The organism is Novosphingobium sp. BL-S-21 (genome assembly GCF_055521655.1).
The window spans coordinates 907185-922775 of record NZ_CM145495.1 but is presented as its reverse complement, the minus strand read 5'-3'; the positions used below and the strand labels follow the sequence as shown (position 1 = coordinate 922775).

Sequence of the window (15591 nt, the reverse complement as noted above, 5' to 3'; positions counted from 1 at the left end):
CCGTCTACTCGAAGCCGGTGCTCCCTCGATGACGGGCGGAGGCCTTTGTCATCAGACCGGCGTTCTGATCTTTGAAAGAAGGAAGCAAGACTTCGATTGCAAGCCCCTCATTTCCGCAGGAATCGGAGGCAAGCGCGGAGGCCGTGCCGCCATGAGAGGCGGCAATGGCCTGAACCATGCTGAGACCCAGCCCGTACCCCGGCCCAGACCTGCCGGGGTCCAGCCGAACCAACCGCTCGAAGATGCGTTGACGATCCTCCACGGCAACGCCCGGCCCATCGTGGCACACGCTCAACGCGATCTCCTCCGCCAGGTTGCGGACAAGGAGAGTCACGGTGGTACCGCGCGGCGTATGGACCAGCGCATTGTCGAGCAGGTTCGCGGCTATTCGCTGAAGCAGCGCCTGATCCCCTAGCACGAAGGCTTGTTCGGTTTCGATCAGGAGGCGATGCCCGCTATCCTCGAAGGCCGGCCGGTGGGCCTCGGCGATCTGTTCAGCTGCCGCGCCAAGGTCAACGCGAACGAAGCGTCGCTGGGCCCGTCTACCATCTATTTCCGCGATGGAGAGCAAGCCGGCGAAAAGGTCGGCCAGTCGGTTGCCGTCGTCTATCGCCGCCTCCAGCAGTTCCTGCTGCTCCACGTCCCTGGCCATGCCGGCCGACCGCTCCAGCTTGGCCTGCATGCGGCTGAGCGGTGTGCGCAAGTCGTGGGCCAGGCCGCTCGACAATTCGCGTAACCGCGTCACCAGCGCGACGATCCGGTCGAGCATGCCGTTGAGAACTGTCGCAAGCTCGTCGAACTCGTCCGAAGTTCCTTCCACCGGCATTCGGCGAGACATGTCACCGGCCATGATCGCCTCGGCCCCGCGTGCCATGGCGTCCAGGCGCCGGCGCACCGCGCGGCCGAACCCGAGAATGAGGGCAAGATTGACGAGGAACAGGATTCCGAAGGCGGCAAGGAACAGCCGCAGGAGGACCGCATCGATCTGGTCGACCGCCGTTCTATCCGCTGCAACGAGCAGATATCCGCCACCGCCGAGCCGGGAATTCAGGCCCTGGGCAATCGCATCTCGCCCGTCCGGATGTCTGAAATGGATGAATTCGCTCCATCCAGACGGCGGCATGTCCGCGTCTAGCCCTCCCGCCCGGCGCACCCCTTGGCCATCTGCGACGATATAGCCCATCGTCCGATCCAAAGCGATGTCGACCACCGCCAGGTGCCCGGTCGGCGCGGGCGGCGTATAGGCATCCTTGGCACGCACCAGCTGCACCAACGCCTCGAACCCATGCGTACGCTCGAATTGGAGGAGTGTTCGAGCATCGACGGCAATCCGTTCATCGATCTGACGCTCGACCTCCTCGTGAACGTACCAATAAGTCAGTCCCCCCAAGGCTGCGGTGATGAGGCACGATACCAGCGCCACGACAAGCGCGAGCGTCCGGACGGTTCGAGGATGCGGCAGGCGTCGCGGCAACCTTCCGCCGGGCGGGTCAGTCGGCATCGCAGTTCAGAATATATCCCGATCCCCGGATGGTTCTGATCGCGTTGACGGAAAAGCCTTCGTTCAGCTTGGATCGCAGGCGGCTCATATGGGTTTCCACGATATTCGTCTGCGGGTCGAAGCCGAAGTCCCAGACCTTCTCCAACAGCAGCGTGCGGGTCACGATCCTGTCTGCATTGCGCATGAGATGTTCGAGAATGCTGAATTCGCGGGGCTGAAGTTCCACGGCCCTGCCCCCGCGCTTTACCGTTCGGCGCAGCAGGCTCATCTCGATATCGCCGGCCGTCAGCACTTGCTGGCTTGCCACCGGCGCAGCGCGCCGCGCCAAGGCATTGAGGCGCGCGGCCAGTTCGGAGAAGGCAAAGGGCTTGACGAGATAATCGTCGGCGCCTGCTTCCAGTGCTTCCACCCGGTCCTCGATACCCGCAAGCGCGGTGAGCATCAGTGCCGGAGTCTGGCAGCCATCCCGGCGCGCGCGCCGCAGCACGGAAAGGCCGTCCAGTCCTGAAACCATCCGGTCGAGGATGGCGACGTCGAAAGTCTCGTCAAGAATACGGTACAGGGCATCAAAGCCATCGCCGGTTACCGCCACATTTTGGCCCAGCTCGCGCAAACCATGCTCAAGATAGGACGATAGCTCGGCGTCGTCCTCCAGAACGAGTAATTTCATGGCCCTTCCGTATCCTTGATTACAAAATGTGGCTCGAACATTGGGATGACCTTGGGGTCAGTACAATTATTGTCCATGTTCGCCGCCTCCTCTTGGGCTGGACCATGCCTGCCTGTATCGGCGCCGACAAGTGCGAATGGTTCTCATTATCTTTCGTGCTTTCAATCGCAGGTTCAGGGGAACATTCAAGATGTCAAAACCGCTTTCGATGCGGCACGCCAAAGCGCACGCTCTTACCGCCGGCGCTATCATGGCCGTAGTCAGCGCACAGGGTCATGCTCAGGATGCAGGCAATCTCGTACGCATCACCGTGATCGGCACGGCCATCCATGACGATGAATCGCAGTCGTCCTATCGCACCGAGCGCAGCACCACGGCGACCAAAACCGATACGCCGCTGCTCGACGTACCGCAGTCGATCAACGTCGTCACGCTGAAGCAGATCCAGGACCAGGCCGCGAACAGCATCGGCGATGCCGTCCGCTACATCCCGGGCGTCTTCTCCGCCCAGGGCGAGGGCAACCGCGAGACGCTGGTCCTGCGCGGCAATGCCACCACGGGCGACTTCTTCGTCGACGGCATGCGCGACGATATCCAGACCTATCGCGACTTCTACAACATCGAACGCCTGGAGGTCTTCAAGGGCCCCAACGCCATGATCTTCGGCCGCGGCGGCGTGGGCGGGGCCGTGAACCGCGTGACAAAGGCTGCAAACGGGCAACTGATCCGCGCCTTCCGACTTGAGGGCGGCAGCTTCGATCACGTCCGCGGCCAATTCGACCTCGGCGCGCCGCTGGGCAGCCTGCTCTCCGCTCGGGTGACCGGCGTCTACCAGAACAGCGACAGCTACCGCGACGGCGTGACCAACCGGCGCTGGGGCTTCAACCCGACCGTGACCTTCACCCCCGGCCCGGAAACCACGGTCACCATGGGCTACGAACACTTCGAGGACGATCGCGTCGCCGATCGCGGGGTATCCAGCTATCAGGGCAAGCCGCTAAGCACGCCGCGCTCGCAATTCTTCGGCGATCCCGACCAGAGCCCCACCTGGACGAACACCGACGCCGCCTCACTCTATATCGAGCATAGCTTCAGCGACCGCATCTCGCTGCGCAACCGCACGCGCTATGCCGATTACGACAAATTCTACCAGAACGTGTTCCCCGGCGCCGTCAACACGGCGGCCATGACCAACCCGGCCGGCCTTCCTGCCGGAATCTATGCACCCGGCGCAGTCGTCGCGATCCAGGGCTACAACAACCTGACCCACCGCGAAAACTTCATCAACCAGACCGACCTCAACCTCCAGTTCAACACCGGATCGATCGAGCATACCTTGCTGGTGGGCGGCGAATACGGTCACCAGAAGACCGACAACCTGCGTCAGGAAGGCTTCTTCCCCACCCCGACCAACGCGTTGGGCGTGCAGACGATCTACGCGACGGTGGCCAATCCCACGATTTCCCGGCCGGACATGCTGTGGCGCGCGGTCGCCAGCAGCGGTGCAAACAAGGGAACCACGGATCTCGTCGCCGGCTATGTCCAGGACCAGATCTCTCTCTCCAGCATGTTCGACGTGATCCTCGGCATTCGCTACGAGCACTTCAAGACCGACGTCACCGACACGCGCACGGTTGGCTTTCCAGCCACCCAGCAACGGAATTTCTCCACCACGGACGACTTGTGGTCGCCCCGCGCAGGCCTGATCTTCAAGCCGGTCGAGAACGCGTCGATCTATGCCAGCTATTCGCGCACCTACCTCCCGCGCGGCGGCGATCAGCTGACCGGGCTGACCCTCAGTAACGAGAGCCTGGCCCCGGAAAAGTTCCAGAACTACGAACTGGGCGTGAAATGGGACGTGGTCCCCACATTCAACGTCACTGCTGCGGTGTTCCAGCTCGATCGCGACAATGTGCTGGCACTCAGCGATCCCAACAACCCGTCATCCGCGACCGTACCCATCGGCCGCCAGCGGACCAAGGGCGTTGAATTGAGCGCAACGGGCAACATCACCGACCAGCTCAGCATGGTGGGTGCCTATACCTATTCCGACGGCACTTTCCTCGACAACGTCTCGGGCACCGTCAAGGCGGGCAACATCCTTCCGAACATGCCCAAGCATGCCGCCTCGCTGTGGACGCGCTTCGATCCCATCGAACAGATCGGCGCCGCCGTCGGCATTCTCTATCAGGGCAAGCGCTATGCCTCGACCGACAATGCCGTGTCGATGCCAGGCTACACGCGGGTCGACGCCGCGCTGTACTATAATCTGAGCGAAAACGTCAGCGCTCAGCTCAATGTCGAGAATGTCTTCAACAAACGCTACTTCGTCTTCGCGCATAGCAACACGAACATTACGCCCGGATCGCCCACAGCATTCAAGATAGGACTGAACGCTCGATATTAACGGCACTCGCCGGTTCCCTGGAATACATCCGGGGGACCGGCTCTGCTCAACCTCACCCTTTCAATGCCGGCTCAACCCACGAAAAGTAACGGGCAATCCGGCGCCGAGTGCATCACTGGCAACGCGCGAACGAAGCGGAAACCAACTCGCGGCAGGCCAAACAGCATAGCATTGTGGCGTTCGGCAGTTCGCCCCGGAATTCGACCTGCACTCCTGTAGTTGGAGTCGCCCAGCCAGGATGCATAATTGTACCTACCGACTGCTCAGCGCGGTCAATTCTAGGTCGGTCGTCGGCAGGTGCGAGCAACCAGTTCGTCGCCTTTTGCCAGTCGGGCAGCCCTACAAGAAAAGGCCATTGCCAGATGCTGCCGACCTTTTGACCATCAAGCTCTTTCGCAGCCGATCTCAGCGTCCAACCATTTTTACAAGAGCACCGTCACGGTTTTCGTTTCAGTGTAATTGATCACGCCCTCCTCGCCGACTTCACGGCCCCATCCCGACTCCTTGACGCCGCCGAACGGTGCAGAAGGATCGTTCATGCCATGCGTGTTCACCCAGACCACGCCGGCCTGAAGACGCCGCGCCGTCAGATGCGCGCGCGAGATATCCCGCGTCCAGATATTGGCGGCAAGGCCGTAGCGCGTGTCATTCGCTGCGCGCACCACCTCGTCGGCATCGTCGAACGGCGTCGCCACCAACACTGGCCCGAAGATTTCCTCGCGCACGATGGCGGCATCGGGATCGGGGTTGGCGAAGATGGTCGGCTCGACAAAGTAGCCCTCGCGATCGCCCGTACCGCCGCCGCAGACCAGTTCCGCACCGGCCGCCTTGCCCTGCGCGATGTAGTCCAGCACCCGGCTCTGCTGGGCACGGGACACGAGTGGGCCCAGCATGACATCGGGATCTCGCCCATTCCCCAACTTGAAGCCCGCCGCCGCCTCGGCCACCCCTTCGACCACCCGGTCGAACACCGAACGCTCCACATAAAGGCGCGACGCCGCCAGGCAGACCTGCCCGGAATTGAAGAACACCGCCAGCGCCGCCCCCATGGCCGCCGCGTCCAGATCGGCATCGGCAAAGACCAGCGAAGGCGACTTGCCGCCGAGTTCCAGAGTGACCCGCTTCAGGTCCTGCGCGGCGGTCTGGACGATCTGCTTGCCCACGCGGGTCGATCCCGTGAAAGCGATCTTGTCGATCCCGGGATGCTCGACCAGCGCCTGTCCCGCTTCATGGCCGTAGCCGGTGACGACGTTGAGCACGCCTTCGGGCAGACCCGCCTCCAGCGCCAGTTCGGCCAGCCGCAGGGCAGTGAGCGGGGTCACTTCGGACGGCTTCAGCACGATCGTGCAACCGGCAGCGAGGGCGGGCGCGATCTTCCAGGCCGCCATCGCCAGGGGATAATTCCAGGGCACGATCTGCCCCACGACCCCGATCGGCTCTCGAACCGTGTAGGAATGATACTGGCGGCCGTCACCCGAGAACGGGTTGACCTGCCCGCTGATCTTGGATGCCCAGCCCGCCATGTAGCGGAACACGTCGACTGCCGAGGGCACGTCCACCGCAAGCGCATGATGGTAGGTCTTGCCGTTGTCGTAGCTTTCCAGCAGCGCCAGTTCGTGGGCGTTCTCCTCAATCTTGCGCGCGATCGCCTCGATGATGCGGCCCCGGTCGAGCGGGCGCATGCGCGACCATTCCGCGCTCTCGAACGCCTTGCGCGCACGCGTGACGGCACGGTGGACATCTGCCGCGCTGCCCGCCGGCACACTGGCGAAGACCGTGCCGGTGGCGGGGTCCTCTACCTCGATACGCGCGCCGCTTTCCGCCTCGCAGCGCAAACCGCCGATCAGCATCTGCGTGACCGGCAGGTCCACTTCGTGACCGGGCTCGCCATGGCGGGTCACTGCGAAAGTCGAGGGTGCATTCATCTTGTGTCTCCAGTGAAGGCGCAAAAAGGAGCCGCACCGGGATCGACCCCGGCGCGGCTCATGGGGAGGAGCTTCAGAAGCTGGCCGACACGGTCAGGCCATACGTGCGGGGCCGACCGGCGAAGCGCACGGTCGTGTCAGTGATGCGGGTGGCGTTGGACCAGTAATACTTGTCGGTCAGGTTGCGCACGAAAGCGGTCACCTTGTAGCGCTTGTCGTCGAAACTGAGGCCGGCGCGCAGGTCGATCAGGGTATAGTCGGCGATGGTCAGACCGCCCCTGCTGGTCAGTTCTGCCGAAGGCGTCTCACGCGCATCGCCAAGGACCGCCTTGGTATCGCTCTGGAAGCTGAGGTTGCTGCCGACGAACGCACCGGTGGTATCGCCCAGTGCCCAATCGTACTGCCCGTCGATCACGATCTGATACTTCGGTGTATAGGGGAACGACGATCCGCCGAAGTCGACCTGATTGCCATAGGAATCGTAGTTGACGAAGCTGCCCTTGATCTTCGTATCGAGGTAGGTCGCCCCGATCGAAACGCGCAGTCCGTCGGTGGGGGCAAGGTCGAGCTGGATCTCGGCGCCCTGCACGCGGGACTTGGGCACGTTCACCAGCGCTTCCAGCGGACCGAAGATGTTCGGATCGGCGACGACCCGGCCCTTGAACTGCTTGTTGCTGTAATCGTAGTAGAACACCGCGCCGTTGACTTGCGCGGTCCTGTTCAGCAGCGTCAGCTTGGCGCCGATTTCATAAGCAGTGACGGACTCCTGCTTGACCGGCGCGAACTGGTTGGCGTCGCTGGCCGAGAGCAGCGGGAAGCTGCCCGACTTGTAGCCCTTGCTGACCGAAGCGTAGAGCAACGCGTTCTTGGAAGGCTTGAAATCCACGCCCGCGCGCCAGGACACGTTGTCTTCGTCCAGGCTATCCTGCACTTCGACTGCGGTCAGCGTGGAAGCGTCGATGGTGACGCAGGCACCGGGCGCGATCGATATCGGGTCCAGTCCAGCCCCGCCGCGTATCGCGTTGAGCAGGTTCTGGATACCCTGGCCCAGCGCGAAGCCGCGGTCGGCGGTGCATCCGGCGAAGTCTATCTTGGTATCGGTGTAGCGAATGCCGCCGTGCAGCGTGATTCTATCGCCGATGTCGTAGTCGAGATTGGCGAAGACGGCCTTGTTGACGAACTTCTGCCGCGCATACTGGCTATAGACGAAGAATGGCACGCCCAGTCCGGCATCCACGAAGTTATAGGCCGATGTGGACTGATCGTAAGGTCCGGCGTCATCTTGCTGATAGGTCTTTTCGCGCGCGTAATTGGCACCGATGATCCAGGTGAGGCCGCCCGACTTTCCTTGAAGGCGAAGCTCCTCCGACAAGGCTGTGATCTTGCCGGTGGTATTGTAGAAGTAATCCCGCAGCGCCACGCCGTCAGGGTCTATATCGGCGTCGTTGTGATACTTCGAAAAACTGGTGATCGAGGTCAGCGTGATATCGTCGCTGAGGTCCACGTCGCCGCGCAGCGAGGCCTGATAGAACCAGTCGTCGCGCCTGGGCGCCTGCTCCGGCGTCCAGTCGGCATCGCGGTTGTTGGCAGGCGCGATCGGATAAGTCGCAAGATCACCGAGCCGCGCCGGATTGCCGAGCGGCACCACGCCGATAAGCTGCGCGGCCTGTCCATCGCTCTTGTCGATGAAGCCGTTGAGGTTGAGTTCGAAACGCACGCTGTCGGCGGGCTGGAAATCGAGCAACAGGCGCCCGGTGGTGAAGTTGCGGTCGCCCAGCTTGTCGTCGCGCGTATAGCTGCGCTGCCACGCCCCGCCCTGCTCGGTGCGCATGGCGACGCGGGCGCTCAGCGTGTCGGAGATCGGGCCGCTGACATAACCGCCTGCGGCGATTTCCCCGAAGTTCTGGATGCCGGCATCGACACCGGCCTTGAACGTGGTGGTCGGCTTGGCGGCGATGTAGTTGATCGCGCCGCCCGTCGCGTTCGATCCGAACAGCGTGCCCTGCGGGCCTTTCAGCACCTCCACGCGTTCGAGGTCCAGCGTCGCGCCGCGCGTCATGATCGAGAACGGCAGCGGCACCTGATCCTGATATATGCTGACGGTGGGCTTCGCGGCCAGGCTGGTATCGTAGAAGCCCACGCCGCGCAGCGTGTAGACCGGCGTGGCGTAGGCGCTCTCGGTATAGTTGAAGCCCGGCACGATCTTCACCAGATCGCCGACATTGGTGATGCCCTGATCGCGCAGCTTTTCGCCGGAAGCCGCGGTGATGGAAAGCGGCACGTCGTTGATCGCCTCTGAGCGCTTCTGCGCCGTGACGACGATCTCCTGGATGCCCCCGGTGGGCGCCGATTCCTGAGCATGAGCTTGTGCCGAGATTGCCAGCGACGACGCGCCTGCCATCAACAAGACGTTGCGATTCATGGTTCTTACCTCTCCCGTATGTCCGCGCTTTTGCGCCGGACTGTTCTTGTCTCGGCCCGATCCCATGCCGGGCCGGTACTCCTCAATTTTTGACGAAGCGGATCGGCAGAGACTTGTAGCCCCCGACGAAATTGGTCTCGACCAGGCGCGGATCGCCCGCGAGTTCCACGGATTTCAGGTGCGGTAGCAGCTCCTGGAACAGCACCCGCATCTCCAGCTTGGCGAGGTGCTGGCCGAGGCACATATGCGGCCCGAACCCGAAGGCGACGTGCTGATTGGGTGAGCGGGTGATGTCGAACCGGTCGGGATCGACGAACACGTCGGTGTCGCGGTTGCCGGAGGGGTAGCACATCATCAGGCGGTCCATCGCCTTGATCGACTGCCCGCGCAGGACGGTATCCTCCGCCGCATTGCGCATGAAGTGCTTGACCGGGCTGGTCCAGCGGATTGCCTCGTCCACCAGGCCGGGGATCAGGCCGGGGTCCTCCTTCACCTTGGCGAAATTCTCCGGGTTCACGATCATGCCGTGCAGGCCGCCGGCGGTGGAGGACGAGGTCGTATCGTGTCCAGCCGTCGCGATGGCGACGTAGTATCCGTTGGCCTCCGCGCGCGGGATCGGCTCGCCGTTGATGCGGGAATTGGCGATCAGCGAAAGCAGGTCGTCGGTCGGTTCCGCACGGCGTTTGGCGCTGAGATCGTCGAAATAGGCGTAGAAGTCTTCCAGCGCAGCAGCCCACATCTTTGCCCCGGCCACCGGGTCGGCGATCATCTCGGGCCGTTGCTCCTCGGGGTCGTGGACGCCGAAGAATTCCTGCGTCAGCTTGAGCATGCGCGGCTCGTCCTCGGGCGGAACACCGAACAGCGTCATGATCACCCGGAGCGGATAGTGCAGCGCGAAGTCACGCACGAAATCGCACTCGCCATCGAAGCTCAGCAGGTTCTCGACCGACTGGCGCGCAAGACGGCGCACCTGTTCCTCAAGCTGGCTGACCCGGCCCGGCAGGAACCAGTTCGACGTGAGGTTGCGATAGGAAGCGTGTTCCTTGCCGTCCATGTAGGTCAGCGAGGAAATGATTTTCGTCGATCCGCCGTTGATCGAGCGGGTGAACTCATCGGAGGCCCGGTCGTTCAGCACCGGGTTGAAATCGGCGTTGCGGAACAGCTTCGAATTGCGCTCCGCCTCGCGAATGTCCGCGTGCTTGGTGACGATCCAGATCGGATCGAAACCCGGAACGTGCGCCTTGGCCAGCGGCATGTTCTCGCGCAGCCAGCGGAAGGTGCCGTAGATCAGCGCGTCGTCGGTGTAGGATCTGGGCGAGATCACGATGCGTGCGATCTCCTCCGGTATGACGGGGCAGCTCTCGGTATCGAGCGAAACGGTCATGGGCTCTCCCTCGGGCGGTTGGTTCCGTCGTCAATTGCGTGTTACATACACGTAACTGTGGACAGGGCCCGAGGTCAATCGTAGATATAGGTCCGACCATTCGAGGGATGAAATGCCAAGAATGGCTGTTTCCCGGTGCCCAAAGCACCGATCAGCCATAGGACCATCCCGCTAATCGAATGGCGAGGCGAAGATCGAATAGGAGAGAGATGCGCCATGGAAATTCGTGCAGCAGTGGTTCGCCGCCCGGGCGAGGACTTCGCCGTCGAGACGCTCACGCTTTCAGGACTGCGACCCGACGAAGTGCTCGTGAAAGTCGTCGCAACGGGCCTGTGCCATACCGACCTCGTCGTGCGCGACCAGATCCTGCCGGTGCCGCTACCTGCTGTTCTGGGACATGAGGGCGCCGGTATCGTCGAGGAAGTGGGAGCGGAGGTGACGACGCTGGAAGTGGGAGACAGCGTCATCCTGGGCTTCGCCGCATGCCGGGCTTGTCCGCAGTGCGACGCCGGCGAACCCGCCTATTGCCGGGACTTCGCCGCGCTGAATTTCGGTGGCCGCCGGATGGACGGCAGCACCTGCATCCACGACGGCGACCACGACGTCAGCAGCCATTTCTTCGGGCAATCGTCTTTCGCCACCCATGCTATCGCCGCCGCGCGCAACCTGGTGAAAGTGCCCAGGGAAGCGCCGCTGGCGCTGCTCGGCCCGCTCGGCTGCGGGATCATGACCGGGGCGGGCGCCGTGCTCAACGCCCTTGATGTCAAGCCGGGTGAGAGCCTGCTGGTGACGGGCGCCGGGCCGGTGGGCCTGAGCGGGGTGATGGCCGCTGCCTGTGCCGGAGCGCGCGCGATCATCGTCTCCGACCCGCTTGCATCGCGGCGTGAGATGGCGCTCGATCTTGGCGCAACCCATGCCCTCGATCCCGCTGAGGGACCGCTGGCCGAGCAGGTCCGTGCCATCCTGCCGCTCGGGACCGAAGCCATGCTCGACACTTCGGGCGTGCCGGGGGTGATCGAGGACGGAATGGGCGCCATGGCCGTGCTGGGGCGCCTCGCCATGGTCGGCGTACCGCGCAGTGCCGATGCGGCAATCTCGCTCAATCTGCTGCACATGCTCTCGCTCGGCCTGAAGGTTTGCGGGGTGACCGAAGGGAACGCCGACCCGCAGGAATTCCTGCCCAGACTGATCGAACTCCATGCCGCCGGGCACTTCCCGTTCGACCGGATGATCCGCACTTATCCGCTCGACCGGATCAACGACGCCGTTGCGGACCAGCACGCGGGCCGCTGCGTCAAGGCCGTGCTGATGATGTGACCCGATGGACCGGGCGGCCACGAAAGCTGTCCGGTCTCAGGCTTCGGACTGGCCCCTGATCGCATCGAAGTGGCGGAAGAACGCGCGCTGGCGCAGGACACCGAAGAAATCCAGCATCAACGGCAGCGCCTGCTCTACCAGATCGGCCGCCTCGCCCACTTCCACCCGCCCGGTCACGCGTTCGAGGAAGGTCGTGGCTTCCCACTTGCCGACGAAGTCCGCCGCTTCGACATAGAATCCCAGCACCTCGGGGGTGTAGTCCAGATGCGCGTCGAAGCCGGCCTTGCGCATGTCCCCCCAGATGCGGACCATCTGCGCATCGGAAATGGATAGTGCATCGCCGTCGGGCGTCTCGATCACCGCAAGGACGCCGATGGCCGCGAGGATGCGGGTATCCTCGGCGGCGGAAGGATAGGTTTCCAGCAGCGAGGCGACCGTGACCGGACCCTGGTCCTCGCCCGCGCGGTGCGCCACGAGTTGTTCCAGCTGGTCCAGCGCCGTCGTATCGACACGGGGCTGCTGGCCGCCGCCCTCCATCAGCGCCTTGATCTGCGACAGGCTGAGGCGACTTTCATGCTGGAGCTTGCGGACCGTGGCGATCGCCTGGACATGATCCTCGCGGTAGATCGCGACCGTGCGCTTGGGCCGGTCCGGCTCCGGGATGACACCGCTGCGCAAATAGAGGCGGATCACCTCCCGATGCACGCCGGTGCGTTGTTCAAGCTCACGCATCTTCATGGGCACGTTTAGAGCATGGCGCGGGGGCCTTCGCAATGCGGCGCGCCCGGCCTGCAAAAAGGCACAGCGCAGCGATCTCGCAGCCGATCAGGATCGCGATGGCCGTCATCGCGCCGTCTCGCCCGAAGCTTGCCCCTGCCGCCGCCAGCGCGCCAACGGCCATCTGGATCGCTCCATAAAGCCCCGAAGCCGATCCGAAGGCGGCGGGATCGACGGACGTGGCCAGCGCCAGTGCCGCCGGTCCGGCAAGACCGACGCCGCAGGTGAAGAGGAACATCAGCCCCGTCACGAGGACCGGACTGGCAAGGCCGGAAAGGAATGCCGCCAGCAGTCCGAAGGCCGCGCCCAGCGACAGCCGGCATCCCAGTGCCAGCATCCGGGGCGCCGACCAGCGCTGGCTCTGCCGCGAGGCGGTAAAGCTGCCGATCCAGGCCCCGGCCGCCACCACGCCAAGGTGCATGCCGCTCGCATCAGGCGTCAGTCCGAAGCGCTGCTGGTAGATGAGCGGCGCAGCGCTGAGGAAGGCATACCAGCCGGTAGTGACGCAGCCGCCACCGATCGCGTAGGCCGCGAAATGAGAAGAGGTGATCAGCCGCACATAGTTTCCCAGCACGCCCCGTGTCGTTGCCGAACGCGGCGTACCGGTCTCCGGCAGGAGCGAGACAATCGCAGCAGTGTTGAGCGCGCCCGACAGTCCCAGCAGGATCAGGATGGATTGCCAGCCCGCGTGAGTGACCAGGAACCCACCGATCACCGGGCCCAGCCCCGGCCCCACCAGAATCATCAGGTTGAGCTTGGCGAGGCTGCCGGTAGAGCCTTCCTGCGTGCTTACGTCGCGCACGATGGTCCGGGCGATCACCATTCCCGCGCTGCCGCCCAGCGCCTGCGCGAACCGGCACACGTTGAAGAAGCTCGCCTAAAACGCCGTTGCCGCGATGAGGCTTGCCAATGTGAAGACGGCGCTGCCGGCGATCAGGACAGGCCGCCTGCCGAAGCGGTCGGACAGCGGACCATGCACGAGCTGCCCGAAAGCGAGACCCCAGATGTAGAGGCTGATACCGAGTTGCAGTTCGGCATTGCGAGCACCGAAGGCCTGCGCGGCGACTACCAGCGCGGGGGCGAAAATATGGATGCCGAGCGTTCCGCTCAGTGTCATCGATCCGAGCAGCCAGACCGGCACCCTTGCGCGGGTGCCGGTCTTTGCTTCGCCCACATTGGTCTCACCCAGACCGGCAGGCATTACTCGGCGGCGACGAGTTCGCCCTGCTCCGCCTCGAACAGATTGCTCAGGACGCGGCGGGCCTGGTTGACCGCACCATCGCTGGCGATACCCACGAAGCCGCGATGCGGTGCATCGTCGATGCGCAGCTGCTGCGCCTGGAGCGTTTCCTCATCCTCGGTGATGGTGTCGAAGAACTGGTCGAACAGCACCTCGGGCACGCCGCTTTCCTTCGAGGCGGTGGTGCAGATGGTCCAGAGGTAGTGGCTGGTCCGGTCGGTCTCAGGCGTGATGAAATGGTTGTTGGCAAGCATGAAGCCGTTATCGCGCTTGCCTTCGTAGGCTCCGGTCCCGACATCGCAGCCGCCCGCATTGACGCGGCAGGTCATGCCCACGCGCGGTTCGAAGCGCACTTCCTGCCAGCGATCCACCCGGCCCTTGAAGCCGCCCGCATCGATGTACGAGCGCGGCGGGACGGAGTTGGGCATCTTGCGCAGGAGCGTCACCTTGTTGCCGTCGAACTCCACCTTGGTGTCGGCGCCGTAATGCTGTTCCGGGTTGCCGCCGATGGTACGCGCGTGAATGTACGGGACGTGCGTCAGGTCCATGATGTTGTCGATGATGAGCTGCCAGTCGGCCTTCACATGGAAGTTGTAGGGGCGCCACGTCCAGGCCGGATCGTTATGCTCGGGACTGTCGATCACGGTGGAGGGATCGGCCAGCGCCTCGTCGCCCATCCAGATCCAGATCAGGTGATCCTTTTCCAGCACCGGATAGTGGCGGACATTGGCCGAGGGCGGGATGCGGGTCTGGTTGGGGATGCGCGTGCAGGCACCGAGGCGGTTGAATTCGACGCCGTGGTAGCAGCAGCGGATGACATCACCTTCGACATGGCCCGCGCTCAGCGGCATGGCGCGGTGACTGCACCGGTCCTCCAGCGCGGCGATCTGGCCGTCCGAGGTGCGGAAGAGCACGACCGGTTCATTCAGAAACCGCCGCGCCAGGGTCTTGCCGGGCTCGATCTCGGCAGCAAAGGCGGCGACGTACCAGGTGTTGCGAATGAACATGAGACTCTCCTTGTCCGGATCGGTCTTGCCGCCGTCCGGATTGCTTTACGGATAGAAGCTATCCCGGCGGAAATCCCGCCTCCAATCGCAATTGAATAAAGCCATTGGAAAAGCGGGACGAGCGCCGGCATGCCATGCGCTTACCGGAGGTAGAGGCCGCCGTTCATGTCGAGCGTGGCCCCCACGAAGAACCCGCCGCGATCCGAGGCGACCAGTGCGACGGCCGCGGCGATCTCGCCCACTTCCATGAAGCGGCCGACCGGCACTTCCGCCTCCACGCGGGCGATCTGTTCTTCCGAAAGCCGGCCCTTGGCGGTGTCGATCGGGCCGGGCGCGATGGCGTTCACGGTCACGCCGGTTCCCGCCAGGTAACGCGCGAAGTACTTCGAGAGCATGATCGCGCCCGCCTTCGAGGCCGCATAATGCGGCGAGGCGACGGTCCCCCCGTTCTGGCCCGCCAGCGAAGTGACGTTGACGATGCGGCCATAACCGTTCGCCTTCATGTGCTCGGAAAAGATCTGACAGCTGAGGAACACGCTGCGCATGTTGATGGCGACGATCTCGTCGAATTCCTCCGGGCTGATATCCTGCGTCGGCGTGCGGCGCGCGAGACCGGCGTTGTTGACGACGATATCGACCCGCGCCCACGCGTCCGCGATCCGGTCGCGCGCGGCGAGGAAATCGTCCTTGCTGCGAACGTCGAGGACGAAAGCCATGGCCGTCTCGCCCGAAGGATCGAGCGAGCGCGCCACCGCTTTGGCAGCGTCCAGGTCGAGGTCGCTTACGGCCACCCTGCCCCCGCCCGCATGGATCTCGCGCGCAACGGCCTCGCCCACCCCGCGCCCCCCGCCGGTGACGAGCGCGGTGCGCCCCGAAAAGGAGAAGCTGCCGTTGGAAGGAAGCTGGGTCGGCACGGTCATCACGATTTCCTTGATACCTGA

At 63.8% G+C, this 15591-nt stretch carries 10 protein-coding genes and 1 pseudogene; 2 read left to right on the top strand and 9 right to left on the bottom strand.

What is annotated here, in order from left to right; all coding sequences use genetic code 11:
- Window positions 1-4: 4 nt before the first annotated feature.
- A complete protein-coding gene (locus ACZ1J6_RS03565) occupies window positions 5-1501 on the bottom strand; it encodes an ATP-binding protein (protein WP_465127412.1) in 1497 nt (498 codons plus the stop codon).
- Window positions 1491-2171 carry a response regulator transcription factor gene (locus ACZ1J6_RS03560; RefSeq protein WP_431569092.1) on the bottom strand — a complete coding sequence of 227 codons (681 nt, stop codon included), beginning with the start codon at window positions 2169-2171 and terminating at the stop codon, window positions 1491-1493. Before ACZ1J6_RS03560 ends, ACZ1J6_RS03565 begins: the two co-directional genes overlap by 11 nt.
- Before the next feature lie 250 nt (window positions 2172-2421).
- Between ACZ1J6_RS03560 and ACZ1J6_RS03555 the strand changes: the two genes are divergently transcribed.
- Entirely contained in the window at window positions 2422-4578 is a 2157-nt protein-coding gene (locus tag ACZ1J6_RS03555; RefSeq protein WP_431569093.1) for a TonB-dependent receptor, read from the top strand.
- A gap of 422 nt (window positions 4579-5000) precedes the next feature.
- On the opposite strand, the gene ACZ1J6_RS03550 is transcribed toward ACZ1J6_RS03555, so the two are convergent.
- The 3 genes from ACZ1J6_RS03550 to ACZ1J6_RS03540 all read right to left on the bottom strand — a co-directional run bounded on the left by ACZ1J6_RS03550 (window position 5001) and on the right by ACZ1J6_RS03540 (window position 10309).
- Window positions 5001-6503 carry an aldehyde dehydrogenase family protein gene (locus tag ACZ1J6_RS03550; protein WP_431569094.1) on the bottom strand — a complete coding sequence of 501 codons (1503 nt, stop codon included), beginning with the start codon at window positions 6501-6503 and terminating at the stop codon, window positions 5001-5003.
- 73 nt (window positions 6504-6576) lie between these two features.
- On the bottom strand, window positions 6577-8925 hold the full coding sequence (locus tag ACZ1J6_RS03545; RefSeq protein ID WP_431569095.1) for a TonB-dependent receptor: 2349 nt from the start codon (window positions 8923-8925) through the stop codon (window positions 6577-6579).
- Window positions 8926-9007: 82 nt separating this feature from the next.
- Window positions 9008-10309 (bottom strand): cytochrome P450, encoded by a 1302-nt coding sequence (locus ACZ1J6_RS03540; protein ID WP_431569096.1) that lies wholly within the window; start codon window positions 10307-10309, stop codon window positions 9008-9010.
- Between the two features lie 216 nt (window positions 10310-10525).
- On the opposite strand from ACZ1J6_RS03540, the gene ACZ1J6_RS03535 reads away from it, so the two are divergent.
- Window positions 10526-11626: an NAD(P)-dependent alcohol dehydrogenase gene (locus ACZ1J6_RS03535; RefSeq protein ID WP_431569097.1), complete on the top strand. Its 1101-nt coding sequence runs from the start codon at window positions 10526-10528 to the stop codon at window positions 11624-11626.
- A gap of 36 nt (window positions 11627-11662) precedes the next feature.
- Here ACZ1J6_RS03535 and ACZ1J6_RS03530 read toward each other — a convergent pair whose 3' ends face one another.
- From ACZ1J6_RS03530 to ACZ1J6_RS03515, 4 genes and pseudogenes are all read right to left on the bottom strand, one after another.
- Entirely contained in the window at window positions 11663-12364 is a 702-nt protein-coding gene (locus tag ACZ1J6_RS03530) for a MerR family transcriptional regulator (RefSeq protein WP_431569098.1), read from the bottom strand.
- Window positions 12351-13520, bottom strand: a pseudogene (locus ACZ1J6_RS03525) (Bcr/CflA family efflux MFS transporter). The gene ACZ1J6_RS03530 and the pseudogene ACZ1J6_RS03525 overlap by 14 nt, the downstream one beginning before the upstream one ends.
- Before the next feature lie 83 nt (window positions 13521-13603).
- The gene (locus tag ACZ1J6_RS03520; protein WP_132265454.1) at window positions 13604-14650 is read right to left on the bottom strand and encodes an aromatic ring-hydroxylating dioxygenase subunit alpha; all 1047 of its coding nucleotides are present in this window, start codon (window positions 14648-14650) and stop codon (window positions 13604-13606) included.
- Between the two features lie 140 nt (window positions 14651-14790).
- Window positions 14791-15570, bottom strand: coding sequence for an SDR family NAD(P)-dependent oxidoreductase (locus tag ACZ1J6_RS03515; RefSeq protein ID WP_431569100.1), 780 nt, complete (start codon window positions 15568-15570; stop codon window positions 14791-14793).
- Window positions 15571-15591: the final 21 nt, after the last annotated feature.